Below are 13596 nucleotides of genomic sequence, written 5' to 3'. Positions count from 1 at the left end.
TTTTTTATTATTGCTCATGCTACAGTGTAAAGACGCTGTTCAATGAGGAGCTCCGATCGTGTCTGGTTTGAAAATTACTCTGTTGCAACAACCTTTAGTCTGGATGGACGGCCCGGCAAACCTGCGTCATTTTGACAGACAGCTAGAGCTCGTATCTGGCCGGGATGTGATTGTTCTGCCTGAAATGTTTACCACCGGCTTCGCGATGGAGGCCGCTAATAACTCACTTTCGCAAGATAGCGTGATTACGTGGATGCAGGCCAAAGCCCGACAAACTGACGCTCTGATTGCCGGCAGCGCGGCGCTACAAACTGAGCGCGGCGCCGTAAATCGCTTCTTACTGGTTGAACCGGAAGGCAAGGTTCATCTCTATGATAAGCGCCATCTCTTTCGTATGGCGGATGAACATCAACATTATGCCGCAGGCGATAAACGCATCATCGTGCAGTGGCGCGGTTGGCGCATTCTGCCGCTGATCTGTTACGATCTGCGCTTTCCGATATGGTCACGCAACCGCAATGATTACGATCTGGCGCTGTATGTAGCGAACTGGCCCGCGCCGCGCTCGCTACACTGGCAAACATTACTGACGGCGCGCGCTATTGAAAATCAGGCTTATGTCGCAGGCTGCAACCGGGTTGGCACCGATGGTAACGGGCTACATTATCGCGGCGATAGCCGGATCATTAATCCCCAGGGCGACATTATCGCCACCGCCGAACCACACCAGGCGACACGTATCGATGCCGATCTTTCTCTCGTCGCCTTGCAGGACTATCGCGAAAAATTTCCAGCCTGGCGCGATGCCGATCCATTCACCTTGTAAGCAACCTGCCGCTCACCGCGGCGGGATTGTTTCACTCCGTAACTCTCCGTAAAACAAATTCGCGTGGCGTAATGTGGCAGGCAACGTATTCTGACTAAGAGCCTATCCCACCAGGCGTTATTGGCGCAGCCAGTTTGGACACGGACAGCGCGCAAAAACCGGAGCGTACACGTAGTACGTGAGGATTTTGAGCACTGCCCAGGTCCAAAATGGCAAGTAAAATAGCCCTAATGGGATAGGCTCTAAGATAATTGCTCGCCATTCGTGGGTAATAAAAACGGTTAATCACTCCCTTATCAGGATATCTTCATGAAAAACTTTGTACGCACAACTTTACTGGCAGCGACTCTGGCGGGCGTTTCTTTTGGCGCTTTCGCCACCGCTGTCCCCAATCCTCCCCTGCCCGCCCAGGATCCTATTGTCCAGCATCTGAAGCTGACAAACGATCAGATTACCCGGATCAAAAAACTTCACCAACAACTGGAAACCGACGTCAGTCAGATTTCTATGAAGGGAATTAAAGACGGTGCGCTGATAGAGGTGATTAAATCCGGTAAATGGGATGACGCCGCCGTAAAACAGCAGCTTGCAGCCTTCAGTAACATAGAACAACAGGCTCGCTATTATCGGGTTAAATATTATTTTGATTTAAGCAAAGTCTTAACACCAGAACAGCGTCAACAGGTACAACAAGATCTCGCCCAGGCACTTGAGTAAATATTTTTGCCCGTTATTCCTGGATAACGGGCTTTATCCAGGTCGGGTACAAATTCATCTTCATCTTTTTGTTACAGCATCGCTCTATCTCACACTACCTGTTACATAACGTAGAAGTGAAACCGTACGTGGGGCAATTTGGCGAGGAGATGGATTTCCATACCGACGATTATCGTATTGTTATTTAAAATTTTCATCTCATTTTTTACCCGCTTACAGAAAACCCAGCGTTACAATAGACCGTTTTTTGGGCTTCGTTTATGTAATCGTTATATCACACCCTATACCGTGAAACTTGTCTTTTAGCCCAATATTAAGGCAGGTTCTGAAATGAAAAACTTTTTCGCAGTCTGCATCATTCCCCTTGTGGTAGCCTGGTCCGCTACTGCATCAGCAAAAGAAGGGATCTATATCACCGGGAAAGCGGGGACATCCGTAGTCAATGTCTATGGAATCAACTCAACCTTCAGCCAGGATGAGATAGTTAATGGTCATGCAACGTTACCTGACCGTACCAAAGGCGTTTTTGGCGGCGGGGTTGCTATCGGTTATGACTTTTATGATCCATTCCAGCTTCCAGTACGTTTAGAACTGGATACCACTTTCAGAGGTGAGACGGATGCTAAAGGCGGGCAGGATATTATTGCATTTGGTGATCCAGTACACATAAATGTAAAAAATCAGGTCCGAATGACCACTTACATGGTTAATGGCTATTATGATTTTCACAATAGTACGGCATTTACTCCCTATATCAGCGCAGGCGTTGGCCTCGCTCATGTGAAGCTAAGTAATAACACCATTCCTGTTGGTTTTGGTATTAATGAAACTCTGTCTGCTTCAAAAAATAACTTTGCCTGGGGCGCAGGTATCGGTGCAAAATATGCTGTAACAGATAATATTATGATTGACGCCAGTTATAAATACATTAATGCTGGCAAAGTAAGCATTTCAAAAAATCACTATGCTGGTGATGAACATACCGCTTATGATGCAGACACAAAGGCTGCCTCCAATGACTTCATGCTCGGCATTACTTACGCCTTTTAAACACTATCGGTAAAATAGCTGGTCCTGTGGGTTCCCGAAGGCGCAATGGAGGATATCAGTAATGAATACTCCTGCGCCTTCAGAAAATCGTTGAACAGGTGCAACCTAGCGCCATTTTTCAGTACACTGCAACGTTTCTGGTATGGGCTTAACTTCCGGCTGCCCAAAAACAGCCCCGTCCTGTTTCCGGATATTATCATTTCCGTCAGTCGGCATCATGTTTTGTATTGGGCATCGTCAAAAGACGACTGGCTGACCAGTCGCATATCTCGATGCCTCAATTCAGTCATCATCATGTGGGTTTAAGTCAGGAACGTGTCAAAACCATTCCAAACGGGTTAATCATCATTCAGAAAATCAATTTGTGGGCGATTATTCCATTTATCTTCAATAAAAGACAGAAAGCGTTGAAATAAAGGAGAATAATACTGACGATGACGCCATACAAGATAAATGGGGAGATCTGGGACCCTCCATTCAGGAAGTATAATTTCAAGTTCATTATTTTTTAAGTATTTGGTGGCAAGCCAGGCCGGAGTCATAAGGTTGATACCCTTTCCTTCTAAAACCAAATTAAGAACACTCAAAAGATTATTGGAAGATAAATGAACATTAACAGCGCCACTAATAGTGTATGATTCATCTTGACGGAAAAGAGTAAGAGGTCCGGAAAGACCATGATTGTGAAGACCCACAATAATGTGATTTTCCAAATCGCCAGGGTGTGAGATCCTGCCATATTTTCTGATATATTTCGGACTCGCACAAAGAGCCAACTTTAAAGGGCTTATCTTTCGATACACGAGATCCTCACTTTCGATTATGCCACTTTTAAAAACCAGCTCATCAAACTCCAGGGATTTACTAAAAAAATCGCTACGCTCTCGTGAATCCAGGTAGATTTTTGTATCCGGATAGCTAGCTGTAAATTCCCATATCCACTTATTGGCAAGAAACTCACAGACAATAGCCGGAGCCGAAAATTTTATACTCCCTCTGATAATTTTATCCGGATTTCGCAATTCATCCAGCAAGGACTGAAAGGAAGATGTTATCCTTTTCATGCTTGCATAGGCTGTCTGACCAGCTCCAGTCAGTTCTAAGTGATGTGAATCGCGCCGAAGTAAAGTAACCTCAATAGAATTCTCAAGGCGGCTAAGCGATTTACTGACAGCAGAAATGCTAATATCTAATTCCCGTGCAGCCCGGGAAAGATTCCCTACTTCCGCCACTTTAATAAATATCATCCAGTCTCGCATACCACGATTATTGATCAGTTCCATCATTATCTTCCGTTGATAAAAGAAATTCTTATATCAAATGAGCTATCAACGACTTACTGATGCGTCATTGTGTGCCTCAATGTCCTTGATATCATCTTAATAAAAAATCTATTGGCTGCAAAATAGCATCTGAATCGATCATGATTTTGCATCCATCTCCGGTTACTAATTGAACCTGTTTACCACTCAGTGTAAATACCCTATCTCAGAAGTGATCGTCAAGGTTGTCGCCGAACCAGATACCAATAATAAAGTGGTTCATTGTCATGCACCCGTTCTGCAAAGGCATTCTCCTTTTCTGTGACGCAGTCTGGAGCACATTAATTGCATCGTTCACCTAACAAAGTATCCCGTGGAAACAAGCAAAACATCGCCAGATTATTCTTACTTGAGTCCCCCACCCGGCTCGACATTATTTGTGAAAGCGGAGGAAACAGAACAGACGGTTTAAATAAGACGCTTACTCAAAACATAAACCTATGTGCAGGCTCCTCTCATTTCGTCACGTCGCTGATATCCAGCTTTACTGGCGCCAGGGGAAGATATCTGCGCAAGGCAATAATTCCGGCGCAACAACAACCACTCCCGCTGGGCCTCTGTACATTCAAAATCTCCCATGACCAAAAGCCAGCGGGTAGAAGCCCTGCGCCAGTGACCTGCTGCCTCCAGATTCTGCGCAACCGGGTCTATCACGGCCTCCGGTGTTATCTTATTTCTGCTCAAAATCAGCACCATCATTTGGGATATAGCCTACAACCCCTGCCCGCCGATGATGGGGGAGGATTCGGTATGCAGCACTTTCATCCTGGTCTCCGGCTCAGTCAGCTATCCGACGTGCCCCCTTATGCCGGGCCAGCAGCGAAGAAAATCCGGGCGTGGTGTGATAAAACAGACGACGTTTCAGCCAGCCCACATTCTTTCGCTCCTTTGTGTTGATACGACCAATACGCTGTGAACCGATGACTGGATTGTTCATACGCCTTTCTGTGGTATACAGGTATGTGAACCCCAGCTCTTCAGCCACATGAATATAGTCAGAACAATACCAGCCCTCAGGCCAGCACAGATGCTGACTGCAATAACCCAGCATCTCCCTCATCCGCTTACGACTAAGAAGAATATCGACACGAAGCAAATCCGACGGATTACGGGACACAGGTTTCTGGTCCCAGCGTCGGTGGGTGTGCGTGTGCGAGTGAAACTCAACAAGGCCACTGAGGTGCATCTCCCGGACCTCTGACCAGCGCAGCATGACCTCATCAGCCCGGCCTTGTTTAACCAGCTTCTGACACTCATCATGAGAGTACACCAGTTCGCCTGCAGGAATACGGACCGGTCCGTCACTGATCAAACTGGTCACAAGAAAGAGATGCGCATGCAGATTAAACTCCTGCAGCACCGGAAAAACCTGCAACCAGTTATCCAGCCAGCCGCCATCAAAGGTCAGCATGACGCTTTTACGAGGCAATCTTGCACCATGATAAAAAGCTTCCACCTCTGCTGCGGTAACGGTTTTCCAGCCAGATTCAGCCAGCCATTTCATCTGCGCCCGGAACGTACGGGGAGATAAGGTTATCTGTCCGGGTTTATCACTGACATGGTGATACATTAATACCGGTAAATGTCGTGCATAAGACATATGCTTTATTCCTTTATATAAAAAATAAATTATTTTTACGCCTGAGGGGACAAGAAAAAGCCCTCTAAACATAAAATCTTAAATATCACATATGAATACCTGACAGATAAACAAACCTTATACCAGGGGCTTATAAAGCCCCGCTCACAAAAGAGTGAATCAAACAAATCCACAAAACAGAAAATAATAAAGGCATCAGTGTCCGTTAAATTATTTTACGAAACATAATATTCCTCTCCCTACAAAAAAAGATGAATTTCAGATTTTAAAATCAATCAGCAATTGATTTTTCTGCAATGAAGATTGCTAACCATATTTGCCTTGAGTAAATTTTCAATACATCCTCGAACCTGATATACAGTATTCGCCTTATTCACTGATACAGGTAGTATGAGTGGAACAGATGTCTACGCCTCCTCGTGTGTCAATGCACAGGCCTTAAAATCTAGCGTCCAGGTATCCGCAGGCACTTCCTGATTGCCATCAACGACCACACTGAAACTGGCGTTATCTGCAGCGGTTCTTAAAATGGCGCCACGACCACTCACCGTATCTGGTTGCCACCCCTCCCCCTCCAGGCGAACCTGAATGTGATGGCGAGGATCCTGTTGCCCGCTCAGCAGCAATACGGTAGGCGTGTTACCCGCCTTTTGCTCATCGCTCCATACCCGAAACCCGCTGTGGCTGCCGTGATAAGTCACCCAGCCTTGCGCAAGCACCATCCCATCTGGCACATGCCCGGCCCGAAAGTAAGCCCCTACACGTAGCGTTGTCTGAAGTTTTTCTGCGGCGTTCGCTATCGGCATCAAGCTACTGGCAGCAACCAGTAAGGTTACGCTATAGATAACCGTTTTCACTCGCTGTATTTTCATCCACATTGTTCTCTCCTTCAGAATCGGTTATCTGCAGAGACCGCTCATTTGATACAAGCCCGCGATTCCCTTGTGGGCAGGTAGGTGGTAGTTAACCCGACATTGCTGTGCTCCCCATTTCACCGTCAGTTCGCCCTTATCCGCCAAACCAGTGAGATAAACCTGGCTATCAGTATCCACCAGAGCAGCACTGCCATCCTGCCCATTGACTGTAACCTGCGCCCCGAAAGGAATGGCGCTACCATCTTCCCGTTTCAGCGTCATCAGTGCCCTGGCCCCGATGCGAGTGTGAAACTTCGCTTCCACCACCGCCCCTTCGGTTGGCACCACGCGCACATCGGTTTGTGTGACCTCTGCGTCATCCGGTAGTCGCGACGGATCGAGGCTGACTGTATTCTCCTGATAGACGTTCAGGTTGCCCACTGTGGTGTCGCCACGAAAATCCGTCTTAACGCCAGGCCAGCCGCCAACTGGCACCCCCGAGGCCCCTGGCGCTTCAACCAGCGCCACTGAGCCTTGCAAAGGTTGCCCCAGCGTCACACCATGATGGTGGATAACTATACCTCCCGCGATATTGACTCCCATCTGGCGCATCGCCCGGCTGTAGCTATAGTCACCACCTAACAGGCCGTAATCCCCATTCCATGCCAAGTGCAATGCGCTGTTATTACCACCACCTGGCGGGGCATCGGCACGGTAACTCTGACGCACCTCCCAATCCAGTTGCTGACTGAATGCCTCTCCGTTGACCCCCACTTGTTGCGTCTGACCACCGTGTGATGGTGAAGTCATCTGCCAACTAGCACTTACATTATTCCCCGTCCAGCGGCTTAATGGCATACTGAACCACAGGCTGGTTATGTTCTCTTTACGGTGCGCGCCATTGCGCCACAGCGTTCTGTTTTGATTCCAGTTCAATGACAGCGAGCCCCCTCCGATAGAGGTTCCCCAACTCAGTCCGTAGCTGTCATCATGACCGGGGCGATTACGCCAGTCGGTACGGGAACCGGTTAAACTCAGATTGCCCAAATGCCTCCCCCATGACTGGCTCAACATCAGGGTAGTACGCGAGCTCGGCTGCAAATTTTCCCGCCACGACCATAGACGGTTGCCATCATGTCGATAACTGTCGAGCACATCGGATAGGGTGTTATAGCCCTGCGAGGCATACTGCCATCTCGTCAGAAAAAAATTTGTCCCCGTCGCAGTCAGCTGGTTGCTGTAACGCAGTCGCCAGGAGGCTCCTTGCTGTACCGCCTCCCCCTGACGCTGACTGTGTGTGTCGCTTCCATCGACAGATAAACTCCCCCACCGCCCGAGAGATCCCCCCAAACCAAGCAATGCAGCTTGATAGTGCGTTGCACTCTGTATACCGCCGTATGCAGTGAGATTCCACGGCAGACCATACATCAACGTAGCCTGCGCGATCTGCGCCTTATCCGTTGCAGAGTCTGACGATCGGTATCGGCCCGCCAACAGGCTGTACTTCAAATATCCCTGGTGCAGTGCTATCGCCGGGGTCTGATACGGCACCACAAACATTTGTGTACTGCCATCGGCCTCCCACACGGTGACATGCAGATCACCACTACTGTCTGTTACCGACAGATCCCGCAGTGCAAACGGTCCGGGCGCCACGGTGGTGTTGTAAATGGTGTAACCATTCTGTTTGACCTCCACCCGAGCCTGCGTGCGGGCAATCCCACGCACTACCGGAGCAAACTGCCGCTCACTGTAGGGCACCATGTTGTCATCCGATGCCAACATCACACCGGTAAATGGCACACTATCAAATATCTCCCCCTGCGAAGTCTTTTGCCCCAGAGTCAGACGACTTTTTAGTGAGTACAGTCCACGCTCAGCATAGGTATATGCTGCCTGCCACTTCCCCGACAGTTGACCACTCCGCTGCCAGCTGGTCGCATTGCGGACACGCCACGCACCTATATTGATTCCCGGTTGCAGTTGTACCCAGGAAGAGTTGTCACGCCTCTCCATATCCATTTTGTAATCCGTCTGCGTTGTCCTCGCACTGTAGTTCATCAGAAACGCCGGAATACCATCATCCCAGAGATCTTCAGGAGCGATCCCCTTAAATTCCGGACGCAACGCCACCTGAGGAATACTCAGTTGCAGTTGCTGATTATTGATATCCAGTACCGCTTTAGCCTGTGGAATGGCGGTCAGATCCGCACACTCATCTGGGGTCTTTGCTGCTTTCCACAACTGAGGGTAATCTTCCGTTTTTACGCCGTAGCGTGAAAGCTGACTGACCGTCAAACAAGGAGCCAGAAAAGGCGTTCCTTGCCCATCCTTTTCCAATTTGAACACCACATCACGGGTGTCGACACGTTTACCATTCACCATCACGTCCACTCGATAAGTCCCTGGCTGTTGTACCCCCTGGTTAAAGAGCGACATATCAACCCCTTTCGCTGCATCGCCCAACATTGATGCATCGAATGTGTAAGCGTGCGCATTTGCGCAATGAACCACTCCCGCGATGAACAGTAGCAAGGCAGGTTGTTTGAACTTCATTTTCTGCCGCTAAATCCTTGAACTTATTTAAAAACGTAGTGGAACGGATGACTTTCACCACCTAAGTCTGTAATAATTTTCCACTCGACATCACCACGAGTGCCCCCTGGCATATTTAGTGTTTTGTCAGCAAAGGGGGGATATACTCAAGCCCTGTAATGGGCTTTCCCCCTACTGTGACAGAGGCTAAATTCATGTAAAACGGGGTGGGGTTCTCTACCTTAAGTTTGTTGCCCGTCTCCACCCATCTTAAATTTCCTGCAACATCTTCCGGCGTCCCCTTCACGGCATCCGGGCGGAAAATCAGCTTGTCACAGGTGCTGATGGACAAATTGAGGTCAAGGGTCGCGCCCTTAGCCTGTGTATCCGACTGTTCATTTTCGGGTGGTACCTCCTTTATACAGACCCACTGTAAAGTCTCACGATCCGTCGGCATGTCACCACCAGTACGGATAATACGCAGTTGACTCTGCTGGTTCGCTTCTAAACGAAATAGAGGCGGCATCACCATAAAGGGGGCTGGCGAATTTTTGTCTTCTGCTTTGACTGAAGACTGAACCAAAATAGGGTAATCCTGCGGGTTGCTCACCGAGAGCGTCGCGCCGGGTGTACCAGCGTGATAAATCACACGTGTAGCTCCCAGCTTCACGCTGAATGATTTAGTGGCTGAATTTAATTGCTGCCTGGCGGCATATACTGAAACCATAGAATTAGAGGCGAACAAAGCTACCGCCATTAAAACAAAATTAATTGTTTTCATATCAAAAATTGTAAAAGAAAAATGAAAAACTTGATGTGTATTACGCCTTAAACAAGGCGCAATACACTAATAGTTGTTTACTATTAAGGCCGATATCCCACTAGATCTAAAGTCAGTGGGTACGTATCAGGTGGGATATCCTGATCCCCTGTTATAACAATATTAACTGGGGCATTGGTATCAAAGGTGCTCCAGGTTTCCCCATTCCACATTTTCGGGCCCTTGGCTGTGGCTACATTAGTTGAAAAGCCCACAAGGATTGACTCGCCACTATTTTTACCAGTTATTTTCCATTCACTGCCAGCGCTGCCCAGTATCGAGCCAGAAACCCCCCTGGCCCCGAATTCTTGAATAGAAGCAGAACTAACTGTAAGCTTCGCAATATCCATACCATCATGCCCCCTCCCAGCCATTAAGCCCGGCACTTGCTCAAGCGATACGGTTAAAGATTCGGGAGCGGCAAAGCTAATATCCACTGATTTCTGTTGCTCTGTGTCCGGCAAAAATCCAGCAGCATAACAACTAGCAGCCATCATGCTCAACGCACTTGCGATAATCAATTTTTTTTATGCTTTTCATTTGAATAACCACCTTTTTTTTAAACCAAATTAAAATAATCCAGCACATCCAGAATACATAACGCCATACCAAATCTTACCGTATGGAAAAATCCGTGGCTGGTAATAACAGCTTGTACTTATTGGTATTTGTTACCAATTCAAATAAGTAATGTTATAAAAATCTATATATCAGAGCACCTCTTAATCTGAAAAAAATTGCGTTATTGCCAATATAAACAGTGTTGATGTTAACATCGTGTTGTCAGGGTGGAATAGAATACTAGTCAAAAAGCAATTATACCTTCCATTTACATTCAAGTGATAACCTTACAATGACACCCAGCACACTGAGTGTGGGAAACTTATCTTCGAAGAGAGGATAATTATCAGGCATCGTTGCAACATTGTTTATATTTAAACATACATCTCCTAACTCGACGGTAAGATTATTAGTTAACTTTTCCTCGCAGGGAAGATCTTTAATGGAAAATCTTGTTTTCCGAAACGGAAAAGCAATTATAGCGCTCCAATGAGAGTCTCAACACTAAGAGCTGACTGACACAGGCCAGACTGATTATACAGGCATGAAAAAGCTCTCCCCTTCCTTTCAGTTCTTGCTGGATTATGCAAACGTCGCACAACCTCCCCGTGAACATGGCACATTAATTTGAAGCAGCTCTCATCCGGTATCGCTTTTCAGTGCAGCGAAATTCATCGCAGGTGCCCCTGTAAATAGACCCGTTTTAGTTCCATGCATTTTTAAGATTCCGGCCAGATAATGTTGTTAGCGGTATTCCTTCGGTATCATATTGTTCCGCGATTCATATGGACGTTCGCAGTTATATTCTGATAACCCTTTATCCGTAATTTCCCGCACCTCATTCAGCGTTCTGAACAGATAAGAATTGAGTATTTCTGTACGGTATGTCCGGTTAAAGCGCGTGATGAAAACGTTTTTCTTCGGCTTACCCGGCTGGATAAACGCCAGCTTTACTGCATGTTTCTTTGCCCATTCAGCCAGTGCCAGCGAGATAAATTCCGGTCCCTTATCCATACGCAGCATGGCCGGATAACCGCGGTTGCTGTAATCCTGTCGAGTACACGGACCACTCGCAGAGCTGGCAGATTCAGATCGATTTCAATCGACAACGCTTCACGATTACAGTCATCAACAACATTGAACGTGCGAAAACGACGCCCACAGACCAGCTCTGGTTCAGCGCTTCCGGCGTGACCAGTGGCGAGGGATTGCGTACCGGCAGCCGTTGTTTACCCTTACGGCGAAAATTCAGCTTGAGCAGACAGTAAATACGGTGGAGCCTTTTGTGATTCCACGCGTATCCCTGCCGCCGTATCCAGACTTCCAGTTGTCCCTGGTGGCTTCAGAAATACCGGCTCCCGGTAGACATCTTTAACAGTCCGTCCGGATTCGACTGATCTAATCACAGCGATGATCTGGTGCGCAGTAAAACGGGCTTTACGCACAGCGATCTCCTGCGTTGGCAGATTGATTATGTCGGATGATCTCTAAATGTGAATGGCTCGATTATGCGGGATACTTACATACTCACGCGTTGAGAGACTTTCAGTTCGTTTGTACGGTGAATGGATGCCGCAGGCGGGGTTTATTAACGGGATGCCCGTCAAGGTGCGGGTAATGAGGGATTGCATCGTGATCACGCCGCAGCATACCCACGGACTCTTTGTCTGTATTGAAGGGATGGGCGTAACCCGCATTAATAAACGGAGTGCAGAACAGTGGTTAAAAAAATTTCTGGGGGCGCTGAACAATACCGGAGATATTCCGGTGATTAAACGCAAAAGAACGGAACAGGAGTTAATGAGTAATTGATAATAAAAAGCCGGGAAAAGATAACCCCTCCGGCTTTTACACATTATTCCTCCGGCTCCAGATGTTTTATTTCAATCCTTTTGGTTTTATTTCGGGATGTTTTTCATATAATGGATTCATTATTTTAATAAGCATTTCACCCATGATCAAACCAACCGCTTCTCGATATACCTTAAATTCATCCTCATCACAACGGGACTGAACAACAGCAACAGATTCATCAAGTTCCTTACCGAATCTCAACATTAAATCACTAATTAATATAGCTGTATCCTTATCGTTAACCATACTTATTCCTGTAGTAAAAACATCAACAGCATTGATTTTATTTGCATTCGTTAACACAATTCCAGCAAGCAAATCCGTTACTTTTTGTAGGTAAAGGCATAAATGAGCATTCACTAACGCAATTATTTTCAACCATTTTTCATCTTAATAACTTGCCAGAATCACCTCTATCAGCACCACAAGTAATAAGGCCAAGAGGATCACTATCTGTAATAGGATTCAGCGGAGAATGATATCGGTTCCATCCCCTTTCAGCCCTATTGGATCTGCGTAATATACCTTCCCAGTCCCGGATTATAGAACGGTGCTAGTTATAATACAGCCCCAATTCTTCATCGCATTGGGATAGGCTCTAACTGGAGTTATCACACGTTAATGTAATTTAATTACCTCCCCATGTTTCCCCGCATCATCCGTAAACATTGCTTGCAAGCATATTTTTTGTCCATCATTTTTAATATAGTTAAATTCTTCAATTAAAGAATAGTTAATATAGTCCACTCTATAATATAACCCCACGGATTTTGAATTAATGACATTACTATATTGAAGTTTTCGCCCTTTAAATTCACCGAGTATTTTCATTTTAGTTCCCATAACTGTTAAAAAATCTTTTCTCGCAGTGGCATTTTTGAAAGAGTCACATGACAAATCATATATCTCAGCATACTCCCCTTTATTATAAAGAGAAAAAAGCTTATCAACTTCTTCTTTCGCAACTTCTCGAATAGCGCTATCATTTTTAATATTCTCTCTACCTAACCATGTAAAAAATAGAATAACGAACAACACAATCAACACCATAAATAGTAACGATAGAAAAAATCTATTTCTTTTCACTTGAATTCACCTGATAACCAATCATATTCCTTATCCATCAGATCGAAAATCTCCGATAGACACCTCGAATGCCGGGAGCATGTGAGTTCCCCCCAGTCTCCAAATCCGGGTCCCATACTCACACCTTTTGTATATTTATAACTATCATTTTTATTACGAGCATCTGTATAAGCCACTCCCGCAAGAAGTGCCCCATAAGAATCCCCTCCAGACTCTGATATTCCTGGTGATAAATCAGCATCAGGGGCTGATAGTGTGAATAACAAACCAGCAGAAGTACCTGTACCGCTATGATCACACAATGAATAATACACACAAACCTCTCTTTCCTTTGGGGTGTGTACTCCGGCTCCAGTTGTCCCGCCATCTGC

At 46.5% G+C, this 13596-nt stretch carries 13 protein-coding genes and 5 pseudogenes; 4 read left to right on the top strand and 14 right to left on the bottom strand.

From position 1 onward, the window contains the following. Positions 1–58: 58 nt before the first annotated feature. From N7E69_RS13510 to pagN, 3 genes are all read left to right on the top strand, one after another. The gene (locus tag N7E69_RS13510; protein WP_000015789.1) at positions 59–826 is read left to right on the top strand and encodes an amidohydrolase; all 768 of its coding nucleotides are present in this window, start codon (positions 59–61) and stop codon (positions 824–826) included. 309 nt (positions 827–1135) lie between these two features. Next, positions 1136–1543, top strand: a complete 408-nt coding sequence (locus N7E69_RS13505; protein WP_000788200.1) for a Spy/CpxP family protein refolding chaperone — start codon at positions 1136–1138, stop codon at positions 1541–1543. Between the two features lie 330 nt (positions 1544–1873). Continuing rightward, entirely contained in the window at positions 1874–2593 is a 720-nt protein-coding gene (pagN, locus tag N7E69_RS13500) for an adhesin/invasin protein PagN (protein WP_000787603.1), read from the top strand. A gap of 3 nt (positions 2594–2596) precedes the next feature. On the opposite strand, the pseudogene N7E69_RS13495 reads toward pagN, so the two are convergent. From N7E69_RS13495 to N7E69_RS13450, 10 genes and pseudogenes are all read right to left on the bottom strand, one after another. Next, a pseudogene (locus N7E69_RS13495) lies at positions 2597–2812 on the bottom strand (hypothetical protein). 119 nt (positions 2813–2931) lie between these two features. Next, the gene (locus N7E69_RS13490; protein ID WP_000970300.1) at positions 2932–3879 is read right to left on the bottom strand and encodes a LysR family transcriptional regulator; all 948 of its coding nucleotides are present in this window, start codon (positions 3877–3879) and stop codon (positions 2932–2934) included. A gap of 494 nt (positions 3880–4373) precedes the next feature. After that, positions 4374–4611: pseudogene (locus tag N7E69_RS13485) on the bottom strand (PerC family transcriptional regulator); the annotation flags it as partial. Between the two features lie 82 nt (positions 4612–4693). Continuing rightward, a complete protein-coding gene (locus N7E69_RS13480) occupies positions 4694–5515 on the bottom strand; it encodes a polysaccharide deacetylase family protein (protein ID WP_000119387.1) in 822 nt (273 codons plus the stop codon). A 407-nt stretch (positions 5516–5922) separates the two neighbouring features. Then, positions 5923–6393 carry an AfaD family invasin gene (gene afaD, locus N7E69_RS13475; protein ID WP_000266946.1) on the bottom strand — a complete coding sequence of 157 codons (471 nt, stop codon included), beginning with the start codon at positions 6391–6393 and terminating at the stop codon, positions 5923–5925. Between the two features lie 21 nt (positions 6394–6414). Continuing rightward, positions 6415–8925 carry a fimbrial biogenesis outer membrane usher protein gene (locus N7E69_RS13470; RefSeq protein ID WP_000669624.1) on the bottom strand — a complete coding sequence of 837 codons (2511 nt, stop codon included), beginning with the start codon at positions 8923–8925 and terminating at the stop codon, positions 6415–6417. Between the two features lie 23 nt (positions 8926–8948). After that, a pseudogene (safB, locus tag N7E69_RS13465) lies at positions 8949–9661 on the bottom strand (pili assembly chaperone SafB). A gap of 107 nt (positions 9662–9768) precedes the next feature. Then, complete coding sequence (locus N7E69_RS13460; RefSeq protein ID WP_001675682.1) at positions 9769–10221, bottom strand: Saf-pilin pilus formation protein SafA; 453 nt, start codon at positions 10219–10221, stop codon at positions 9769–9771. Positions 10222–11029: 808 nt separating this feature from the next. Next, positions 11030–11600 (bottom strand): annotated as a pseudogene (locus N7E69_RS13455) (integrase core domain-containing protein); the annotation flags it as partial. Further along, complete coding sequence (locus N7E69_RS13450; RefSeq protein ID WP_001676010.1) at positions 11521–11730, bottom strand: hypothetical protein; 210 nt, start codon at positions 11728–11730, stop codon at positions 11521–11523. The gene N7E69_RS13450 and the pseudogene N7E69_RS13455, both read right to left, overlap by 80 nt. Positions 11731–11782: 52 nt before the next feature. Between N7E69_RS13450 and N7E69_RS13445 the strand changes: the two genes are divergently transcribed. After that, positions 11783–12097, top strand: a complete 315-nt coding sequence (locus N7E69_RS13445) for a SymE family type I addiction module toxin (protein ID WP_072100769.1) — start codon at positions 11783–11785, stop codon at positions 12095–12097. Positions 12098–12163: 66 nt separating this feature from the next. On the opposite strand, the gene N7E69_RS13440 is transcribed toward N7E69_RS13445, so the two are convergent. The 4 genes and pseudogenes from N7E69_RS13440 to N7E69_RS13430 form a co-directional block, all read right to left on the bottom strand. Continuing rightward, on the bottom strand, positions 12164–12442 hold the full coding sequence (locus N7E69_RS13440; protein ID WP_012543321.1) for a hypothetical protein: 279 nt from the start codon (positions 12440–12442) through the stop codon (positions 12164–12166). Between the two features lie 130 nt (positions 12443–12572). After that, positions 12573–12728, bottom strand: a pseudogene (locus tag N7E69_RS24575) (RHS repeat-associated core domain-containing protein); the annotation flags it as partial. Between the two features lie 29 nt (positions 12729–12757). Next, a complete protein-coding gene (locus N7E69_RS13435) occupies positions 12758–13225 on the bottom strand; it encodes a sugar tyrosine-protein kinase (RefSeq protein ID WP_000828183.1) in 468 nt (155 codons plus the stop codon). Further along, positions 13222–13539, bottom strand: a complete 318-nt coding sequence (locus N7E69_RS13430) for a hypothetical protein (RefSeq protein ID WP_001751277.1) — start codon at positions 13537–13539, stop codon at positions 13222–13224. Before N7E69_RS13430 ends, N7E69_RS13435 begins: the two co-directional genes overlap by 4 nt. Between the last annotated feature and the right edge of the window lie 57 nt (positions 13540–13596).

It is taken from the genome of Salmonella sp. 3C, from assembly GCF_025426275.1.
GTDB lineage: Bacteria > Pseudomonadota > Gammaproteobacteria > Enterobacterales > Enterobacteriaceae > Salmonella > Salmonella enterica.
Note: the sequence above shows the minus strand (reverse complement) of the source record. Positions and strands in the feature narration are given on the sequence as shown.

What these genes read in the sequence shown, in the direction of transcription:
- N7E69_RS13505 (WP_000788200.1), top strand. Translation starts at nt 1,136, where the DNA reads ATGAAAAACTTTGTACGCACAACTTTACTGGCAGCGACTCTGGCGGGC.
- pagN (WP_000787603.1), top strand. Translation starts at nt 1,874, where the DNA reads ATGAAAAACTTTTTCGCAGTCTGCATCATTCCCCTTGTGGTAGCCTGG.
- N7E69_RS13490 (WP_000970300.1), bottom strand. Translation starts at nt 3,879, where the DNA reads ATGATGGAACTGATCAATAATCGTGGTATGCGAGACTGGATGATATTT.
- N7E69_RS13480 (WP_000119387.1), bottom strand. Translation starts at nt 5,515, where the DNA reads ATGTCTTATGCACGACATTTACCGGTATTAATGTATCACCATGTCAGT.
- afaD (WP_000266946.1), bottom strand. Translation starts at nt 6,393, where the DNA reads ATGTGGATGAAAATACAGCGAGTGAAAACGGTTATCTATAGCGTAACC.
- N7E69_RS13470 (WP_000669624.1), bottom strand. Translation starts at nt 8,925, where the DNA reads ATGAAGTTCAAACAACCTGCCTTGCTACTGTTCATCGCGGGAGTGGTT.
- N7E69_RS13460 (WP_001675682.1), bottom strand. Translation starts at nt 10,221, where the DNA reads ATGATGGCTGCTAGTTGTTATGCTGCTGGATTTTTGCCGGACACAGAG.
- N7E69_RS13445 (WP_072100769.1), top strand. Translation starts at nt 11,783, where the DNA reads ATGGCTCGATTATGCGGGATACTTACATACTCACGCGTTGAGAGACTT.